This window comes from Caldisericota bacterium (assembly GCA_034717215.1).
Lineage (GTDB): Bacteria > Caldisericota > Caldisericia > Caldisericales > Caldisericaceae > UBA646.
In genome coordinates, this window is sequence record JAYELD010000125.1 from 1 (window position 1) to 20621 (window position 20621).

A 20621-nucleotide genomic window follows, 5' to 3' on the forward strand; every position below is an offset into this window, starting at 1 on the left:
AAGAACAGAAAGTGTGTCCTCAATATTTTTATCTTTTAACATTGAAAAAAGAAAAACAATTCGTTCGCTAAAATTATTCTTTAAGGATCGTGTGAGTGCTTCAGAAGAAGCTCTATTGTGTGCTCCATCAAGAATAACAAAAGGTTTTTCGCTTACAATCTCTAACCTCCCTGGCCAGAAACTTTTAGCCAATCCATCATATATATCCTTCTCGTTTATCTCATATCCCATATCTTTAAGCAAAAGTACAGTTTGTATTGCAGAAGAGGCATTTTCCGCTTGATGGTAACCAGTCATTGGAATAACAAGTTCTTTAAAATGCTTTTGAAAGACCTGCGAGTAAAAATCAAAAACAACACCTTTATCACTTTCCTTTACATCAGAAATAAAATAATCTTTTCCATATTCAAAACACTGTATTTTATTTTTTAAAGCCTCGCTTACAATAATTTCAGAAACTACTTTTTCCTGTCTTCCAATAACCAGAGGGACCCCTTTTTTAATAATACCTGATTTTTCCATGGCAATCTCTTCGAGCGAATTTCCTAAAAACTTTTGGTGATCAAAGCTTATCTCGGTTATAATAGAAACAAGCGGACTTTTAATAATATTTGTAGCGTCAAGTCTTCCCCCCATTCCTACCTCATATAAAGCCAAATCAACTTTCTTTCCTAAAAAATAAATAAAAGATGCAATTGTGAAAGTCTCAAATGTAGAAGGCATATCTTCTACAGAAATTATCTTGTAGATCTTTCTCAAGTCATCTAAAATAAGGGAAAACTCATGAGGCACTATGAGATGCCCATTCACAGAAATCCTTTCTCCGGTATTAATTAAAGATGGCGATGTAAATGCTCCTACTTCCAATTTTTCTCTCAGAATAAATGAAAGAAAAGAGAGAGTAGACCCCTTACCTTTCGTGCCTGCAATATGAACAGTTTTTAGTAAATCTTGAGGATTACCTATTCTCTCAAGAACGTTTCTCATTCTATCAAAACCAAATCGTAACCATATTTTTTTATTTCTGTTTAAACAATATGTATAATCCAAAGAACGTGAATAAGAAAACATTTATGTCTCTAAATCTTTAAGGTGCTCTAGTATCAAAACATACTCCTTTCCTGCTTCTTTCAACCTATCCCTGTCCTTTTTTATCACTTCTGGTGGTGCTTTCTTAAGATAAGATTCATTGTACAATCTTCCTGTAATTCTTTTCCTCTCGATTACTAAAGATTCAATCTTTCCGTTAAGGCGTTTCTTTTCCTTCTCAACATCAATCTCAGTAGCAATATGCAAATAAAATATTGCTCCAGATACAATACTTTTTACAGTTCGAGATGGCCTGGAGTTTGTAAATTCAATATCGCTTAAAAAAGCAATCTGCTTAATTTTTGTTTTTTCTTGTAAAAGAAGTTCCTTTTGTTCATCATCCTCTGTCCTAAAGGAGACTTTAATCAGGCGGGTAGTTGGAATATCGAATTCTGCCTTCAAATTTCTAATGCTTCTTACAGCAGAAAAGATGAACTCTACCTTTTCCTCTGACTCCTTATAAATTTTTTCCTCGTCATAATCAGGAAAATCTGCCACAATAAGAGCTTTTTCTCTACGTGCAAGATAAGAGAATATTTCTTCTGTAACAAACGGAATAAAAGGATGGAGCATTTTTAAAATCTTATTCAATGCATCCCACAAAAGGAACTGTGCTTCTTCTTTCCTTACCTTATCATCCCCATAAAGACGAACCTTAGAAATCTCTATATACCAATCACAAAATTCTTTCCAGACAAAATCATATAATTCTCTAGAGGCCTCACCTAACTCGTACCGAGAAAGAAATTCTGCTTGTCGTTTAAGAACACGGTTCAATTTACTTTGCAGCCATATATCCTCAAGTTCCAAATGAACACTCTTACTATCAAACTTAAGCGGGTCAAATTCTTTTAAATTCATGGCAACAAATCTAGACGCATTCCATACTTTGTTTACAAAATTTCTACTTGCAGTAAGCTTTTCATCAGAAAGATTTATATCTTGTCCCCCTGCTGTGCTAAGATAAGCCATTGCGAAACGCAACGCATCTGTACCATATTTATTAATTATATCTATGGGATCTATGTTATTTTTTAAAGATTTGCTCATTTTTCTACCTTTTTCATCTCTTACTAAACCGTGAAGCAAAACAGTATCAAAAGGCTTATTTTTCATAAATATTAAACCACTCGCAATCATTCTTGCCGCCCAGAAAAAAAGGATATCATATCCAGTAACAAGCAACGTGGTCGGGTAATAATAACTTAAGTCACTAGTTTTCTCCGGCCAACCCAGTGTCGCAAAAGGCCACAAGGCAGAAGAAAACCATGTATCCAATACGTCTTCGTCTTGAACAATATTAGTACTCCCACACTTTATACATTTTTTTACTTCTTCTCTGGATACAATTACCTCACCACAATCCTTGCAATAATACGCAGGAATTCGATGACCCCACCAAAGTTGTCGGCTTATACACCAATCTCTTATATTATTCAACCAATCATAATAAACTTTTTCCCACTTCACTGGAGTAATTTTTATGTCTCCATTTTTCACTGCCTGCAATGCTTTATCTGCAGATGTTTTCATTTCAATAAACCATTGCTTTGAAAGAAGCGGCTCTACAACAGTATTGCAACGTTGGCAATGTCCCACGGAGTTTTCATAATCTTCTTCTTTTACAAGGTAGCCAATCTCTTTCAAGTCTTCTACCAGGACATTTCTACACTCCATCACTGTAAGATCTAAATATTTATCAGGTACATTAAACATCTTCCCTTCTCCGTTTATAACATTAACAAATAGGAGATTGTGTCTTTTAGCGATTTCAAAATCATCAGTAGAATGAGAAGGAGTAACTTTTACAGCACCTGTACCAAATTCTTTGTTTACCCCTTTATCGCTTACAATGGGGATCTCTCTCCCAACTAAAGGAAGTATAACTGCTTTGCCAACAAGTTTTTTATATCTATCATCACCGGGAGACACAGCAATTGCAGTATCTCCTAACATCGTCTCCGGTCGTGTTGTAGCAATAACAATTCCACTATTAGCATTCCCTTTAAACGGATATTTGATATAATATAATTTACTTTTTGAAGTTTCATACTCGACCTCAATGTCAGAGAGTGCCGTATGACAGTGAGGACACCAATTTATAATTCTCTCTCCTCTATAAAGTAGGCCCTTTTCGTAATACCAGACAAATGCCTCTTTAACTGCTTCTTTATACCTGTCGTCCAGCGTAAAACGCAGTCTGCTCCAATCTGCAGAAACTCCTAATCTCTTTAACTGAGCAAGAATAGTCCCTCCGTATTTTTCTTTCCATTTCCAAACTTCCACCACAAATTTATCTCGCCCTAGATCGCTTTTCTTGATACCTTTGGCAAGTAATTCCCTTTCGACAACTGCCTGAGTCGCAATACCAGCATGATCCATTCCTGGAAGCCAGAGTGTTTCTCTACCGTTCATCCTGTTAAAACGCACAAAAATATCTTGAATAGTAAAATTTAATGCATGCCCTGTATGAAGTTTGCCAGTTATATTCGGAGGTGGCATCATTACTACAAAAGGAGTTTTATCAGGATTGGGAGCAGAATGGAAAAATTTATTCTCCTCCCAAAATTTATATATTCGCTCTTCTACTTTCCCAGGCGCATAAGCCTTTTCCATATCTATCATAATAATTTCCTGTACAATTTAAGCAAGAAACAGGCCCAACAGCCCATTCTCTTCTTTTTTCCGTATAAGCAAGATATTGTCTAATTTCTGTAAAAAAATTTCCCCAGTATTATTTATCTGTCCCTTAATAAAATGTCCACCGATGAGTGTGTGATCTTTAAGAGCCAGTGCGACATGAAGATGAATAATTGGATCTCCATCATTCTCCGTTGTGCTAATATTTCCCTGCAAAGAAACAAGTTCGACAGGATCTTTAATGCTCTTTGTAAGATATTCATTCCCATCCCAGTAACCTATCTCTACATCCCGCAACATACCTATCCCATTTAATATGATGCCAGATTCAATTTTATAGTTCTTGCACGTAGTTTTTATAGATTCCAATAAATCTTCTCCATCCTGTAATCTCACGCCAAGCATTACTTTACCTTCTTTTATAATCATGATACCTCCTAACTCCTTTACTTTATATTTATAATATTTTTTGCTTATTTATTATATGGATATATCATATGAAGTCAATTTAGGAACCAGATTAAATTACTATAGTAATGTTCTACAATGTTTTAACTTGTATTCTATAGGCTTTCAAAATACATAGGCTTGACTTGTATCAAAAGTTGAGTAAAATGTGATTGCATATGGACGGGCCCGTAGCTCAACGGCGGAGCAGTTGGCTCATAACCAATTGGTTCCTGGTTCGAATCCAGGCGGGCCCACCATTTAAACGGAGGTTTTAATGTATGTAAAAATGCTTTGGAATTTTGAACAAAAAGAAAAAAAGACAAAAAATAAAGAACGCCGCATTAAAGAAATTGAAACAGAAGTACAAATTTTAAACGAAATAAACAATATAGAAGAGAAAATAAAAGAAATTAAATCTGCAAAAAATGGGTTCCTCAAACGAAAAAAAGAGCTTAAAATAGAAGCAGAAGAAAACAAATCTCAATTAGAACACATTTCCTTATTGATAAAAGGAAATAAATTAAAAACAAGTAAAGAACTAAAAACAGCGAAAAAAACAGAAGAGTCGCTTGTTGTAAAACAAAATGAATTAAAAAAGAATTTAGAATTCATGACTGCCGAAATAAGCGAGAAAGACGGGCTCACTGAAGAACTTGGTAATAAAGTTAAAAAAATGAAAGAAACAATTGCACAGATGAAAAAAGAGCGAAAAAAACTTGAAAAAGAATTAAAATCGGAAGTAAAAATATTAGATAAAGAATTTGCAAAACTAAAAGAGGTAATTCCGCAAACTATTATTCAAAAATATAAAATGATAAAAGAAAATTATCCTGAAGAAACGATTACAACGACAGATCATGGATTCTGTAAAAATTGTGGAGTACAACTTCCCCTAGAAATATCAGAAGAATTAAGAAAGGGGAAAGGAGATAAAATTATTCAGTGCGAAGTATGCGGAAAGATTTTATACTATCCCGAAGAATTAAAATAAATCCCTAAGCAAGGAAGATGGTCGCAAGATGCATAATGCATCTTGAGGAAAGTCCGGACTTCATGGAGGTAAGGTGCCTGGAAAACCCAGGCAGGGGCGACCCTAGGGAAAGTGCCACAGAAAATAAACTGCTGAGAAATCAGTAAAGGTGAAAAGGTAGTGTAAGAGACTACCGCCATCTTCAGTAATGAAGAGGGGCATGGTAAACCCCACCTGAAGCAAGGCCAAATAGGATGGTAGGGTACCTCCACCAAAAACCATCGGGTTGGCTGCATAGATAAATGATCATCGCCTCTCTACTTGAGGGGACAGAATCCGGCTTATTCCTTGCTTAGGAATTTTTTTTAAATGTTAGATAATGTTATACTTATAACAATGATGAAAATATACCACACACCTGTTTTAATAAATGAAGTTATAGACCTTCTCGACATTAAGAAAGAAGACATTATCATGGATTGCACTGTAGGAGAAGGCGGACATAGCGAGAAAATTCTCTTACTCATCAATAAATTTGGACATTTATATGGCATAGACAGGGACAAAGAAGCTTTAGGTACAGCAAAAAAAAGATTATCTTTGATTAAAACCAATTTTACTCTTATACATGGCAATTTCGCCAATATATTAAATATTACAAAAGAGTATAACATCACCAGGATAAATAAAATAATTGTTGATCTAGGAATCTCTTCATTACAAATAGAAATAGAAGAAAGAGGGTTCAGTTTTAAAAGAGAAGGTCTTTTAGATATGAGGATGAATCGTGAGGAAAGAACAACAGCGCTAGAAATAATAAATAGCTTTCCTGAATATGAAATAGCAGATATAATATACAAATATGGAGAAGAACGGTTTTCAAGAAAAATAGCAAAAAAAATTGTAAATTACAGGAAATCGAAAATGATAAAAACAACAACAGAACTTTCAGAAATAATAAAAAAAGCGTACCCGCATAAATGGCAGAAAATCCACCCTGCTACCAGGACATTTCAAGCCCTAAGGATTGAAGTCAACAAAGAACTGGAAAATCTTGAAAAGTTTTTAGAAAACTTTTCACAAATCTTAGCTAAAGATGGACGAATTGCAATTATCTCGTACCACTCTCTAGAAGACAGGCTCATAAAAACATATTTCAAGCAGAACAAGAAGCTAGACATTCTTAACAAAAAAGTAATAAAACCGACATCGGAAGAAATATCTCGAAATCCTCGCTCAAGAAGTGCAAAACTAAGAGGGGCTGAAAAATTATGAAAAGATATTTATTACTTGTATTTATAGTTCTTTTACTTTTGGCATTATACGGGATAACTTACTTAAAAACAATCAGATTAGAGAAATTAAAAGAAACGCTTGGCACTCAAGTATCTGTTTTGCAGTCAAAAAATGAAGAGCTTAACGTAAAATTTCTCAACAAAAGTTCCCCGCTTGAAATTGATAAATTAGCACGCGCAAAATACGAGATGAAAGAGCCTGCCTCTTTTTATATAATAGAAATTAATGCTAATGGAAAATAAAGAAGAAAAATTCATTCAAAAACTATCTCTTTTATTCCTCATTATTGTACTTTTTTTTGGAATAATATTTGTAAAACATTTATTTATGGGAGTGATAAACAGAGAGGCATATGTTGCAGAAATTGGTTCGCAGCTTGATTTTGGCACCATATCAATTAAAGCAGAAAGAGGAGAAATCGTAGATAGAGTCAATACGCCTTTGGCTCTGAGCAAAGATACATGGGAATTGGATATAAACCCATCTGAGCTCAGCGAAAAAGATAAAAAATCTGGACTGAACAAGATATCTAAAATAGTGGGAATTGATGAAGAAAAATTTTATTTCCTTTTGCATAACCAATCTGTATATGTAAGAATCAGCACTTCACTTGATGATGAGCAAAAAAATGCAATTGAATCTCTAAATATAAAAAATGGTGTAGCAATTACGCCTACAAAAAAAAGGGTCTACCCATATAATTCGTTAGCGTCAAACCTCATTGGATTCATAGGAACAGATGAACAAGGCCTGAGCGGAATAGAATACAAATTTAACAATTATCTAAAAGGAATTGATGGAAGTCTGTATTTCCCGTCAAATTCAAGTAAGCCAATACTCCCAGGCTACTCCACATTTGCAATAGATCCCCAAAAAGGCAATACGGTGCAACTAACTATAGATATTAATATACAATACCAAATTGAAAAAAATCTCATAGAAACTATCCAGGAAACAAATGCAAAAAGTGGAGTTGTAATTGTACTGAATCCCCAAACAGGAGAAATCTTGGGCATGGCATCATATCCTAATTTTAATCCAAATAATCTTGCTGAAATAAACAATAACAATGTTATAAATAGAGCAATCCAGATAAATTATGAGCCTGGCTCTGTACTAAAGCCAATAATTGCTGCAGCAGCTTTAGAAGAAGAAACGCTCTATGCGGATGATAATTTTTATTGCAATGGATACCTAAACGTAAAGGATAGAGTCCTACGCTGCTGGCAAACTCACGGAGAAGAACACGGGTTAAACGAAATTATGAGAAATTCCTGTGATGTAGCCTTTATGGAAATAGGTCTCAATTTAGGAAAAACCAAATTATACAATTATCTAACAAAATTTGGGTTCGGCAAACCTACAAATATCGAACTGCCCGGGGAAGAAAAAGGAATTCTGACCGATGTAGAAAAGGTAGGAGAGGTAGAACTTGCAACAATGTCCTTTGGACAAGGTATAGCAGTAACGCCAATACAGTTAATCACAGCTTTTTCCGCAATCGCAAACAATGGAATAGAAATGAAACCTGCTATAATAAAAAAAATAACAGACCATGAAAACAATGTAATTTATAGTTTTTCTCCGACAGTAAAAAAAACGGTACTTTCACCAAAAGTTGCAAATGAAGTAATGACTGCTCTAAAAGAAGTAGTTAGCGACAAAGGTGTTCCTCAAGCAAAAATAGAAGGATATGCAATAGCAGGGAAAACAGGAACAGCACAAAAACCCTCTCAAGATGGCGGGTACTCGGATACTAAATTAATCTACAGTTTTTGTGGTATCGTGCCAGCAAATGATCCTGAGGTCGTAATTCTCACAATAATCGAAGAAACAGAAGAACCCAGTTATTCCCTTTATATAGCAGCACCACTCTTTCAAAAAATTGCATCTTTCATTATAAAATATTTGAGGATACCTCAATAATGAATGGAAAACAGATAAAAAATTTATTCCCTTCTTTGCGCGTATATGGAAACATAGATGTTCCCATTAAGAATATTCAAATTGATTCAAGAAAAATAAAAAAAGGAGATCTATTCGTTGCGATAAAAGGCATTAACGTCGATTCCCATGAAAAGATCAAAGAAGCAATCGCGAAAGGAGCTATTGGAATAGTAACTGAGAAAAGTATAAAACATTCATCTGATATACTAATTATTGAAACAGATAACTCTCGAAAAATCTACGCCCTCTTGTCCAATGCTTTCTTCGGATTTCCATCCCGGAAGCTAAAATTAGTAGGAATTACAGGGACAAGCGGTAAAACAACAACGTCCTATCTACTTTATAGGCTTTTCAATAATATTGGCATAAAATCCGGATTTATTGGCACAATAGGAGAGGGAATAGGTAATAAATTTGTCAGAAAAGATTCCTTTCCGCCTACTACACCCGATGCGTTTCCTCTGAATAGATTTCTATACAAAGCAGCAAAGGAAAATGTTAAATACGTCTTCATGGAAGTTTCTTCGTTTGCTATTCTGCACCATCGCATCGAAGGATTAACTTTTTATAATAAAATCCTCACTTTTCTAGGAGAAGACCATATAGATATTCATAAGAAGCTAGAAAATTATATTCAAACAAAAGTATCTTTTTTTGAAAACTATAAAGGAAAAATATTTTTAAACGCAGATACTCCTTTTTATGAAAAATTTAAAAAAATATCAATTAACCCTGTGCTCTTTGGGATAATAAACAAAGCAAACTACAAAGCTTTTGTAAGGAAAGTTGGAATAGAAGAAACCAAATTTGTCCTGCAGTACAACGATAAGAAAAAAGTGTCTTTTTCGCTCAATATGGGTGGTGAATTTAATCTTTATAATTTCCTTGCCGTTTCCGCCTTTGCAATCGAAGAAGGCATTAGTCTATCTAAGCTTCAAAAATTTGCAAAAGACATACCTACAATACCGGGAAGGATGAATATTATAAAATCAAAAAAAGGCATAATCATTGTTGATTTTGCACACAATCCTGCTGAAATAAAAAGAGTGCTATCATTTCTAAACAGCATCAAGAAGGGACATATTATTACAGTAATTGGCGCAGTTGGAGGATCAACTAAAAAGAAGAGCAGGGAAATAGGAAAAATAGCCTCGACTCTGAGCGATTTTGTTATTATAACCACAGATGACCCAAGAAGTGATGACCCGGAAAAAATTGCAAAAAATGTACAAAAGGGGGCAAACAACAACACGAAAATTATTTTAGACAGAAAAACGGCAATAAAAACGGCAATAAAAAAAATGCAAAATAATGACATAATAGCCCTACTTGGCAGAGGACACGAAAATGAAATGCATTACAAAAACAAGACCATCTATTTAAATGATTCAAAATACGCAAAAGAGGTTTTGAATGATAATCGAAACTAACGAAATCATCAATAATATAGCAGGGAGCTGGAAAGGTAAGTGGGTAAATGATTTTAGCCACTTTTCAATCGACAGCAGAAATATAAAAAGTGGAAGTTTTTTTATTGCCCTGAAAGGCCAAAAAGTAGACGGCTATGATTTTATTCCTGACGCAATACAGCGAGGAGCAAAGGGTATTGCAACACAAAAACCATATAATAACAATTTCTTCAAAGATACTTTTATATACAAAGTAGAGTCAACAAAAAACTTTCTTTTATCCGCCGGGGAATTAGCAAGGAGAAAACTCCAAAACAAAATTATAGGCATAACGGGAAGTGCCGGTAAAACCACAACAAAAGAAATGATAAGCTCTATTCTTGCAAAAAAATTTAATATCGCAGCAACAAAAGGAAATGCAAACACAGAGATATCAATCCCTCTGTTTCTTTTAAACGATACGAACAGAAATGAAGATTATCTTGTGGCAGAAATGGGAGTCCAAAAAAGAGGTGATATGGATATGCTAAACAAAATCTTGCAACCAAACATCGCTCTTTTGCTAAATATCGGGGATTCCCATTTAGAATTTTTAGAAAACAGAGAAGGCGTTGCGCAAGAAAAATTCAAACTAATACAGTTTGTTAAAGAAAATAATGGGAAAATAATACTCAACGGCGACGATCCTCTAATACAAAAATTAAGCAACAAAATAAATGCGCTATATTTCAGCACAAAGGAAAACGGAGAAGTAAGAGGAAGTATAATAGAATCGACAGAACGATATATGAAAATAAAATTTTGTTATAAAAACAAATGTTACGTTGATGAGTTTCCGTTCTCTGGAATACACTTTTTATATGATATGCTGGCATCTTTATCACTCGGTATAATTGCAGGAATTCCTATAGACGAATCAATAGCAGTTTTAAAAACATTTTCACCAGCAAAGGGGAGAGGAACAAGTATATCTCTTTCGAGAGGCATTACAATTATTGATGAAACATACAATTCAAACCCCATTTCGCTTGTAGCAAATCTTACGCGATTCACAAAACATAATCCCCCTCTAATTATTATCGTTGGGGACATGCTCGAACTCGGGAAAAATGCAAAATTACTTCACAAAAAAACAGGAGAAAGTATATCAGAAGTGAAACCGAAATTATTAATAAGCATTGGTAAGTATGCCAAAGACGTTTTATCAGGCACCGAATTAAACGGTATAGAACAAGGAATTGCATTCACCTGCATGGAAGAAGCCAAGGCATTCATAAAAGAATTGAAAATTTGTCAAAATTCTGTTATATTCATCAAAGGTTCAAGGAGTATGAAAATGGAAGAAATTGTAGAAATTCTCAAAGAAAGGTTTGGAAAATAAAAAATGTATAAAATTTTGCTATTATATATACTAATATCGTTTTTGGTGGCAATGCCTCTTTTTTTAATTGCAATACAATGGCTCAAAAAAATAAAATTCACTCAATTTATTCGAGAAGAAGGACCAAAAGAACATAAAACAAAAAAGGGGACACCAACCGCCAGTGGGATTATCTTCCTGATTATTCCAGCACTTTTCCTCCCTTTTTACCATAACAAAACATTTTTATTTCTATACTTAGCTTTGCTTCTTAATGGATTAATCGGGTTCATTGATGATTTTATAAGTGCTAAAAAAAAGAAGTCGTTAGGACTCAGTGGAAGAAAAAAAATTATTCTTCAAATCTTCGTATCTGTACTGTTATTTATTATTGGAAAAGATTTAATCAGCACAACAGTGAGTATAAGAACATGGTCACTTCAAATGGGAAATATATCATATTTTATTTTATGCCTGCTTGTTATGATTGGCTCATCCAATGCCTTCAATCTCACAGATGGAATCGATGGATTACTTGGAAGTTTATCAATCCCGCTGTTCTCTACGTTTATAATAATAGGGAATATAGCCACCAAAACAATTTCATCGATTCTTATAGGAGCTCTTTTTGCCTACCTCTGGTTCAACAAACCAAAAGCAGCTGTTTTTATGGGAGATACGGGGTCTTTAGCGTTAGGAGGACTCTTTGGAGCCATGGGTATCATAAATAATTCAGAACTGTTGCTTCCAATTATGGCTATAATTCCAGTCATAGAAACACTTTCAGTAATCATCCAGGTTTCTTACTTCAAACTGACTCACGGAAAAAGATTTTTCAAAATGGCACCAATTCATCACCATTTTGAAAAATCCGGTTGGAGCGAATTAAAGATAGATTACAGATCCTTGTTAATTACACTTGTCGCGTGTATTTTTGTGATAACAATTTTGTGAGATCATAATGAAAAAAATACTAATTGTAGGAGCAAGAAAAAGTGGTACTTATGCAGCTCTTCTTGCGAAAAAACAGGGCTTTGAACCATTTGTCACAGAAATAAGTGATAGAAATGAATTTGAAAAATCAAAAATAATACTTCGCAAAAATAATATAGAGTTTGAATTTGGAACACATTCATTTGATAAAATTAAAAACTTCGAAATGGCAGTAATTTCGCCAGGTGTTCCTTTGCAAACAAAAATAGTGAAAGAAATAGAAAAATATCGTGTCCCGTATATTGGAGAAATGGAGTTTGCATACAAAACAACACCAACTACTCAAATAATAAGCATAACAGGTAGCAATGGAAAAAGCACCACAACAGCGCTCACTGGCAGCATATTTTACTATGCACCTTGCAGCAGCGTAACAGGAGGAAATTTAGGCACTCCGTATTCAGAACTTCTACTAAATAACCCCAACCCTGATATTGCTATACTCGAAACAAGCTGTTTTCAACTAGAAACAATAGAGGATTTTCATCCAAAAGTATCAGTATTTCTCAATTTTTCTGAAGATCACTTAAATAGGTACAAAGATATGGAAGAGTATCTAAAATACAAAAAAAGAATTTTCAAAAATCAGATATCGATAGATTTTGCTGTATTAAATGCTGATGACACTATATTAAAAAACTTAGAAAAAGATATGAACAGCAAGATATTCTACTTCAGCAAGACAACTCCTGTACAAAAAGGCGTATTCCTGGAAAATAACAAAATCATCTTTAAAAACGAAGAAAAAGAAGAAGAAATTATAAGCATTGAATCCATTCGTCTCCTCGGAAAACATAACATCGGTAATGTTCTGGCAGCTATTCTTTCTGCAAAACTACTTAAATTAGATAATGCAACAATCAAAAAAGGCATAGAAACATTCGAAGGATTGCCCCATCGACTTGAAAAGGTCAGAGAATTAAATGGTGTATTATATATAAACGATTCAAAAGCCACAACACCAGATTCCACGATACAGGCTCTAAATACATTTCACAGTAAAATTATTCTCATCGCCGGAGGAAGTAGCAAAAATAATGATTTCGCAGAGCTTGCAAGATTGTTTCTAAATAAATTAAGAAAACTCGTCGTTATAGGTGAAACTGCTGCTGAAATAGCAAACAATGCTATCGACCAGGGCTTTAATAATGTCGTGTTTGCATCAACATTAGAAAAAGCAGTAGAACTAGCAAAAAAAATTGCACATCAGGGAGACACTATCCTACTTTCCCCGGCTTGTGCAAGTTTTGATATGTTTAAAGATTTTGAAGATAGAGGAGATAAATTCAAAAAAATTGTAAATAGCCTATGAATAAAGAACAAAAAACATCTAATATACGTGCATTATTATTTTTTACATACGCTCTTGTAGGGATAGGATTGCTTATGAATTTTAGCATAGGCCCGTCTGTATCAACCAGTCTATCCCTGACAATCTTCTACAAACAGCTCTTATATGTGAGTATCGGGACAGCTTCTCTCATTTTGTTTTCATATTTTAATCATACAAAACTTAAAGACATTTCCACTGTTTTATTTTTCCTCGTTTTGATATCTCTTTTCTTCACAACCGGAGAAATATCCAGAAGGTGGCTGTATGTAGGGCTGCCTTTTACAATTCAGCCCTCACAATATGCTTCTCTCGTTCTCTCAATACTTATTGCAAAAGTAGTTTCCATAAGATTAAAAGAAGATTATGACAAAAAAATATATATAATTCTTCTTGTAGCAGTAATCCTTATATCGGGACTCGTGATCATAGAACCAGATATGGGAAGCGGGATGATAATACTGATGACATGCGGAATATTATTATTAGCCAGCGGGATGAAGCTAATAGATTTCTGCATTGTTTCGATCCCTACAATAATATTGGGAGTCATAGCTATAATGAACAACCAAAGCTGGAAAGAACGAATAGTTTTCTTCCTTAATCCCTATAGCGCCCCTACAGGTGAAGGCTATCAGGCGCTTCAATCATTCAGAGCAGTTGCAAGGGGCGGAATAATCGGCACAGGTTTTATGAGAAGCATGTTCAAATACGGAAAACTTCCAGAAAAAACAGCAGATTTTATATTCGCTATCACAGCCGAAGAATTTGGCATAATAGGATGTACTGTAATAATAGCCCTCTTTATTGCGCTGATATATACAGGATTTAAAATTGCAAAAAATACGGGAAGCACTTTCCCCAGATTATTAGCAGTAGGCATTACTCTATGTATTGCACTTTCTGCCCTGATAAATATATCAACAAATATAGGATTACTTCCCGTTACTGGTATCACATTGCCATTCATAAGCTTCGGTGGCAACAGCATGTTGGCAAATCTTACCGGCATTGGCATCCTTATAAACATAGCGAAAAAAAGTGGTGAATAAAATGAAAATACTTATTGCAGGCGGAGGGACGGGAGGCCATATTTATCCAGTTGTTTCAATCGCAAAAACGTTTATAAAAAACGGAGATGAAATTGTTCTTATTGGAAGAAAAAACAGTAAAGAAGAAAATATATATAAAGCACATAAACTTTGTACAAAAACAATAGAATCTGCTGCGCTTGAATTTAATCCAAAAAAGTTTTCAAAATTTGTGCGCAAAGCAAGTATAGGAATTAAAGAAGCATACCACACATTAAGAGAAGAAAATATTGACGCAGTAATTGGAGCTGGCGGATATGTTTCAGCACCCATAGTCTTTGCAGCAATAACAAAAAATATACCCGTATTTCTTTATGAACAAAACATTGTGCCAGGCCGTGCTAATAGATTATTTGCAAAAAAAAGCAAGAAGATCTTTATAGGCTTCCCTGATATTTATGGTTTCTTTGTCGGAGAAAAAACAGTTTTTACCGGCAATCCTATAAGAAAGAAAATTGTTAACATAAAAAGAAAAGACGCATTAAATTTCTTTAAGTTTGCCGACAAACCTACACTCCTCGTTCTCGGAGGAAGTGGAGGAGCAAAAAAAATAAACGACATATTTTCAAATATCATCAAAAAACTTTTACTCAAGAGCAATAATATTCAAATCATATTTATAACAGGAGAACGAGATTACCGGGCTATAATCAAAAAAAATAAAGTTCCCTCGCCAAGGGTAAAAATAATACCATATTTAGAAGAGGCAGAATACGCTATTGGGGCAGCCAATTTTGCAATATCAAGAGCTGGAGCAATGACTCTTACCGAACTAACAAGAAAGGGAGTTCCGGGAATTATCATACCATACCCATACGCCAGAGACAATCATCAAGAAAAAAATGCACTATTTCTCAAAAACAAAAGATGTATAGATCTTATAAAAGAATCAACGCTATCAGAGAACATGCTGCTGAATAAAATTATTTACTATCTCACCCATCCAGATATAATAAAAACAATGAAAAATAATACTGAAGGAATATTCCCAGAAAATAGTGAAGAACTTATGTACAATAAAGTTAGGAGTGAAATAAATGAGTAAAATATTCTTTGTAGGCATTGGCGGTACGGGAATGAATAAGCTCGCACTTTTGCTCAAAGATTTCGGCAATGAAATTTTTGGCTCAGACATAAAAAGCAACAGAAAAACAGAAAAATTGCAAAATAAAGGAATTAATATCTACATAGGACACAATAAAAACCACATAAATAAAAGTATTGATCTTGTAATTTACTCTTCGGCCATACCTTCTTCAAATGAGGAATTAATTCAAGCAAAAAAAATAGGCATTACAATTAAAAAAAGAGGAGAAACACTTGCCGAAATCACAAAAAAATTTAGAACCATAATAGTATCAGGCACTCATGGTAAAACAACTACAACAGCACTTATTGGACATATTTTAAAAGAAAATGGCAAAAAAACCAATATCTATATAGGTGGAGAAGAAGAAAAATTTGATTCATTTGATAAAACTGCGGAATTATTTGTTATCGAATCAGATGAAAGCGACAGATCCTTTCTCCTTTTCGAACCCAAAATCCTTATAACAACAAATATCGATAAAGATCATCTTGGAGTATACCAAAATAGCTTCAAAAACTTAAAGCAAGCGTTCAAAACACTACAAGATAAATCAGAAAAAAAAGTAATATGTAGAGACGACAAAAATGCCTTTTCTATTGCAGACCGCTCAGACACAAACACATTCTTTTACAGTATAAAGAATAAAAAAGCAAATATTTTTGCAACAAATATCAAATATTCCGCATCAGGAACAGAATTCGATCTATTTTACTTAAGAAAATTTATAGGAAAAGGATTTATCCCCTCTTACGGAGATAAAAACATACTCAATGCACTTGCTGCAATTTCTGTTGCACATCTTTCTGGGATAAAAATCAAAGACGCATTAACCTCTTTAGAAAGTTTTTTAATGCCAAACAGAAGAATGAAAATAAGAGGAGAGATAAAAGGCATTACCGTAATTGATGACCACGCTGACCATCCAACAGAAATTAAATCAACGCTCAATGCAATAAAAAAACATTTCCCAAGCAAAAGAATCATCGCAGTATTCCAACCTCACAGATACAGTAGAGTAAATGCGCTAAAGCAAAACATCGCCAAACCGTTTCAATATGCCGATATTATCATATCTACAGATATTTATCCTGCTTTTGAAGCCCCCATAAAAAGTATTAACGGCAGTGTAATAAATAAATGGATTAAAGAAAAAAATGAAGAAAAAGAAGTATACTACGGAAAACAATTGAAGGATGTAACACAGATATTGAGAAAAATCTTGAAAAGAAATGATTTAATAGTATTATTAGGGCCAGGAGATATAGAAAATTTTTCTTCTTCTTTAATAAAATTTTTAAAAGGGGCAACATGTGAGAAGAAGCATTGATAAACTTCGTGAAGTAGTGAAAGGTAAAGTGATTGAAAACGAACCAATGGCAAACCATACCTCCTTTCATATCGGAGGGCCGGCACAAATCTTTTGCAAACCGGAAAATTTCGAAGATATAAAAAATATTGTTGAATGGGCAAAAAAGAACAAACTGTCCATAATGGCAATAGGAAATGGAACAAATCTGCTTGTTTCAGATAACGGAATAGATGGCGTGGTGATTCAAATTGCCAATAGAATGAAAAATGTTCAATTCGATAGAAATACAGTCATTACACAGGGAGGGATATCCCTGCAAGAATTAATTAATAAATCGATGGAGAAAGGACTTGGGGGAATAGAATTCGCGGCAAAGATTCCAGGTGTAATTGGTGGATCTATTGTAATGAATGCTGGCAGTAATTCTCACTTTATAAGTAAATTCATAAAATACGTCACCGTAATTGGAATAGATGGAAAGATATACAAACTGTACCATGATGACCTGAAATTTAACTACAGGTACAGTATCCTGCAAAACGAACCACTAATTCTTCTGGATGCATTCTTAGTTTTAGAAAATCAAGATCCAGTAGAAATCAGAAAAAAAGTGGAAATATTCAGTAAGATAAAAAAAGAACACCAACCTATAGATTATCCATGTGCCGGGAGCATATTCAAAAATCCGCCTACAACATATGCCGGTAAAGTATTGGAAGAAACGAATTGTAAAGGTCTAAGAGTGGGAGATGCAATGATATCGGATATACATGCAAATTTTATAATCAATCTAGGAAAGGCAACAGCATCAGATGTAATACACCTCATAAGAAAAGCGCAACAACAAGTGCACAGAAAAAAAGACCTTGTTCTGGAACTCGAAATAAAACTTGCAGGCGATTTCAGGAACTAAAATGAACAAGAAAATATTAGTTTTATATGGTGGCCTTTCAGAAGAAAGAGAAGTATCTATTGGAAGTGGAAAAGCAATTGCTAAAAGCCTTAAAAAAAATGGGTTTATTGTGAAAACATTTGATTTCAAAGGCAAATTAGAGAAGATTTTAGAGAATTTTACCCCTGACGTTGTTTTTGTTGCACTGCACGGAAAATATGGAGAAGATGGAACCGTACAAGGAGCTCTTGAAATAGCAAATGTGCCGTATACTGGCTCTGACGTACTTGCCAGTGCAATCTGCATGAATAAGTTTATAACAAAGCAACTTTTGACAGCTCAAAAAATCGAAACGGCCAACTACTATCCAATCAGGAAAAAAGAAAAAGTCCTATTCAAAGAAATTGCATATTATCTAAAAAGCAATAAACTCATCATAAAACCGGTTAACCAAGGCTCTACAATAGGAATAAGTATAGTAAACGATGAAAAAACCTTTAAAAAAGGGTTAGACAAAGCATTTTCATTTAGTGATACTGTCATTGTAGAGGAATTTCTTGAGGGAAAAGAAATTACCGTATCAATTATAGGAAACGGAAACAATATTAAAGCGCTTCCAATTATCGAAATTGTGCCAGAAAATGAATTCTATGATTACGAATCAAAGTATGTACCAGGAATGTCACGCCACATCATTCCAGCACGAATTCCTAAAAATGTATATGAAAAAGCAAAAAGAAATGCTATATTAATCTACGAAGAATTTGGCCTTAGAGACTTCGCAAGAATAGACTTTATTGTCGCAAACAATATGCCATTCGCCTTGGAAGCAAACACGATACCTGGATTTACTGAAACAAGTTTAGTTCCAGATGCTGCAAAAGCGGACGGAATAACCTTTGACAATCTCACTGCTTACATCGTTAAAGAAGCATTAAAAAGAGGTAAATGAAAAAACTCATCCTTTTAATTATAACTGTTATCCTCTTACTCGTACTCCTACCCCCACTTCTCCCGGCAGAGCGCATACAGGTTTATAGCAACATAGAGATCAATCTTGATGATATATTTAAAAAAGTAGGCACCCTGTATTCTGTGTATCAGTTAAAAGTTCCAGCAAAAATCCACAGGAGACCCCTCAGTGTTGACGTATTTTATAATAAAATAATACTGGGCTCTATCCATTTTTCAGATGGAGATTTTGCAATCTCATCCAAAGGACATATTATAAATAATGAAGAGGAGTTAGAAAATAACTTTTTTGCTGATTTCACAAGCAAAAGTTGGAATGAAAATTTCATTTTGTTGTTTGTTAATCTAAATAATTTGAATATACTTGATGCAGTGGATAAATTTTCTATAGAAAACGAAATGATTGCATTTTATGATAAAAATAAAATTCTTGTTATAATGGAAAAAGGAAACTATAAAAAAAAGTTGCAAGAATATAAAAAAGTAATAGAATTATTCAATGAGGAAATATATAAAATAAAAGAAATAAATTTGCAATACGAAGAACAAGCTATAATTAAATGGAGGGAAGAGTGAACGAAAAAATTATTTCTGCACTTGACTTAGGGAGCAGCACTATAAAATTTCTTATAGCTGAGGTGACGGATGAACGTCCTTCCATTATTGGCGTAGGGTCAGTTCCCAGTAGAAGTATCAATAAAGGGATAGTAACAGATTTGAACAAAGCTGCCGAAGCCATTACAGCAGCCAAAAAACAGGCCGAAACAATGGCTGGCAAAAAAGCTACGCCTGTTTACGTCTCTATAAGCGGAAACCATGTATATTCGTTAAACAACAAAGGTATAATTGTCGTATCGAAAGAAGGAAGAGAAATAACAAAAGAAGATATAAGACGAGTAGAAGAATCTGCAAAAGTACTTCTGCTTCAGCCAAATCAGGATATTGTCCATGTATTGCCAAGACAGTTTATTATTGATGGCCAAGATGGAATAAGAAACCCGATTGGTATGTCGGGTATAAAATTAGAAGAAGAAGTACATATTATAACAGGTTCTACAACGTCGCTCCACAACATTAAAAAATGCATTCGCATGGCAGACCTCGAATTAAACGGATTTGTGCTTCAATCCCTTGCATCATCATGTGCAATAATTAATGAAGAAGAAAAAGAATTAGGTGTGGCTCTATTAGATATTGGTGCAGGTACAGGTGATCTTGCAATTTTTGCAAACGGGAATATTGCGCATACCTCAGTACTGCCGATTGGGGGAGAATACATTACAAAAGATATTGCATACGGATTGAGGATACCTTTAGAGGAAGCAGAATCAATTAAAAAAAATCATGGTTTTGTTGAAACAGAGAATAACAACCCAACAAGTGAGATAGAAATAGATAAATTTGGCAGCACCGAAAAAAGAAAAGTGTCTTTAGATTTTATTGGCAATATCATTACTTCAAGATCCGATGAAATATTGGAAGGTATGCGCTTAGAATTGATGAAGTCGGGATACTGGAACAATATTCCTGCTGGTATTGTTATTACTGGAGGATGCTCTCTACTTAAAAATTTTGTTGAAAGAGCAAGTGAAATTATTGAAATTCCTGCTAGAATTGGTTATCCAGATGGAAATTTTGCAATTGCAGAATTTCTACACAGCCCTGCATATTCAACTAGCGTAGGACTCATAAAGTTTGCAATAGAAAACGAGGTAGCAAATTTTAAAAAGTTGAACTTTTTAAAACATTTATCTTGGGTAAAAGACATATTTGGTTAATAAAG

At 34.1% G+C, this 20621-nt stretch carries 18 protein-coding genes, 1 tRNA gene and 1 other RNA gene; 17 read left to right on the plus strand and 3 right to left on the minus strand.

All coding sequences use genetic code 11. The features are described 5' to 3' along the window. From U9Q18_05120 to U9Q18_05130, 3 genes are all read right to left on the minus strand, one after another. On the minus strand, window positions 1-1071 hold a 1071-nt coding region (locus U9Q18_05120; GenBank protein MEA3313740.1), incomplete at its 3' end, for a Mur ligase family protein. Then, entirely contained in the window at window positions 1072-3714 is a 2643-nt protein-coding gene (locus U9Q18_05125; protein MEA3313741.1) for a valine--tRNA ligase, read from the minus strand. It lies immediately after the preceding gene. 18 nt (window positions 3715-3732) lie between these two features. Further along, window positions 3733-4158, minus strand: coding sequence for a DUF296 domain-containing protein (locus U9Q18_05130; GenBank protein MEA3313742.1), 426 nt, complete (start codon window positions 4156-4158; stop codon window positions 3733-3735). A 203-nt stretch (window positions 4159-4361) separates the two neighbouring features. Between U9Q18_05130 and U9Q18_05135 the strand changes: the two genes are divergently transcribed. From U9Q18_05135 to ftsA, 17 genes are all read left to right on the plus strand, one after another. After that, a tRNA-Ile gene (locus U9Q18_05135) sits at window positions 4362-4436 on the plus strand. A 17-nt stretch (window positions 4437-4453) separates the two neighbouring features. Next, window positions 4454-5170 (plus strand): hypothetical protein, encoded by a 717-nt coding sequence (locus U9Q18_05140; GenBank protein MEA3313743.1) that lies wholly within the window; start codon window positions 4454-4456, stop codon window positions 5168-5170. A gap of 5 nt (window positions 5171-5175) precedes the next feature. Beyond that, an RNA gene (gene rnpB / locus U9Q18_05145) (RNase P RNA component class A) lies at window positions 5176-5508 on the plus strand. Between the two features lie 10 nt (window positions 5509-5518). After that, window positions 5519-6424 carry a 16S rRNA (cytosine(1402)-N(4))-methyltransferase RsmH gene (gene rsmH, locus U9Q18_05150; protein MEA3313744.1) on the plus strand — a complete coding sequence of 302 codons (906 nt, stop codon included), beginning with the start codon at window positions 5519-5521 and terminating at the stop codon, window positions 6422-6424. Next, window positions 6421-6687 carry a hypothetical protein gene (locus U9Q18_05155; GenBank protein ID MEA3313745.1) on the plus strand — a complete coding sequence of 89 codons (267 nt, stop codon included), beginning with the start codon at window positions 6421-6423 and terminating at the stop codon, window positions 6685-6687. The genes rsmH and U9Q18_05155 overlap by 4 nt, the downstream gene beginning before the upstream one ends. Beyond that, window positions 6677-8371 (plus strand): penicillin-binding transpeptidase domain-containing protein, encoded by a 1695-nt coding sequence (locus tag U9Q18_05160; GenBank protein ID MEA3313746.1) that lies wholly within the window; start codon window positions 6677-6679, stop codon window positions 8369-8371. Before U9Q18_05155 ends, U9Q18_05160 begins: the two co-directional genes overlap by 11 nt. Next, window positions 8371-9822 carry a UDP-N-acetylmuramoyl-L-alanyl-D-glutamate--2,6-diaminopimelate ligase gene (locus tag U9Q18_05165; protein MEA3313747.1) on the plus strand — a complete coding sequence of 484 codons (1452 nt, stop codon included), beginning with the start codon at window positions 8371-8373 and terminating at the stop codon, window positions 9820-9822. Before U9Q18_05160 ends, U9Q18_05165 begins: the two co-directional genes overlap by 1 nt. Further along, window positions 9806-11182, plus strand: a complete 1377-nt coding sequence (gene murF, locus U9Q18_05170; GenBank protein MEA3313748.1) for a UDP-N-acetylmuramoyl-tripeptide--D-alanyl-D-alanine ligase — start codon at window positions 9806-9808, stop codon at window positions 11180-11182. Before U9Q18_05165 ends, murF begins: the two co-directional genes overlap by 17 nt. Before the next feature lie 3 nt (window positions 11183-11185). Next, window positions 11186-12115 (plus strand): phospho-N-acetylmuramoyl-pentapeptide-transferase, encoded by a 930-nt coding sequence (gene mraY, locus U9Q18_05175; protein ID MEA3313749.1) that lies wholly within the window; start codon window positions 11186-11188, stop codon window positions 12113-12115. A 7-nt stretch (window positions 12116-12122) separates the two neighbouring features. Next, window positions 12123-13466 (plus strand): UDP-N-acetylmuramoyl-L-alanine--D-glutamate ligase, encoded by a 1344-nt coding sequence (murD, locus tag U9Q18_05180; protein MEA3313750.1) that lies wholly within the window; start codon window positions 12123-12125, stop codon window positions 13464-13466. After that, window positions 13463-14536 carry an FtsW/RodA/SpoVE family cell cycle protein gene (locus tag U9Q18_05185; protein ID MEA3313751.1) on the plus strand — a complete coding sequence of 358 codons (1074 nt, stop codon included), beginning with the start codon at window positions 13463-13465 and terminating at the stop codon, window positions 14534-14536. The genes murD and U9Q18_05185 overlap by 4 nt, the downstream gene beginning before the upstream one ends. 1 nt (window position 14537) lies before the next feature. Continuing rightward, entirely contained in the window at window positions 14538-15620 is a 1083-nt protein-coding gene (gene murG / locus U9Q18_05190) for an undecaprenyldiphospho-muramoylpentapeptide beta-N-acetylglucosaminyltransferase (protein MEA3313752.1), read from the plus strand. Beyond that, window positions 15613-16992: a UDP-N-acetylmuramate--L-alanine ligase gene (gene murC, locus U9Q18_05195; protein MEA3313753.1), complete on the plus strand. Its 1380-nt coding sequence runs from the start codon at window positions 15613-15615 to the stop codon at window positions 16990-16992. The genes murG and murC overlap by 8 nt, the downstream gene beginning before the upstream one ends. Then, window positions 16976-17887 (plus strand): UDP-N-acetylmuramate dehydrogenase, encoded by a 912-nt coding sequence (gene murB / locus U9Q18_05200; protein ID MEA3313754.1) that lies wholly within the window; start codon window positions 16976-16978, stop codon window positions 17885-17887. The genes murC and murB overlap by 17 nt, the downstream gene beginning before the upstream one ends. A 1-nt stretch (window position 17888) precedes the next feature. After that, on the plus strand, window positions 17889-18818 hold the full coding sequence (locus U9Q18_05205) for a D-alanine--D-alanine ligase (protein ID MEA3313755.1): 930 nt from the start codon (window positions 17889-17891) through the stop codon (window positions 18816-18818). Between the two features lie 143 nt (window positions 18819-18961). After that, complete coding sequence (locus tag U9Q18_05210; GenBank protein MEA3313756.1) at window positions 18962-19414, plus strand: hypothetical protein; 453 nt, start codon at window positions 18962-18964, stop codon at window positions 19412-19414. Continuing rightward, a complete protein-coding gene (ftsA, locus tag U9Q18_05215) occupies window positions 19411-20616 on the plus strand; it encodes a cell division protein FtsA (GenBank protein MEA3313757.1) in 1206 nt (401 codons plus the stop codon). Before U9Q18_05210 ends, ftsA begins: the two co-directional genes overlap by 4 nt. Window positions 20617-20621 lie beyond the last annotated feature (5 nt).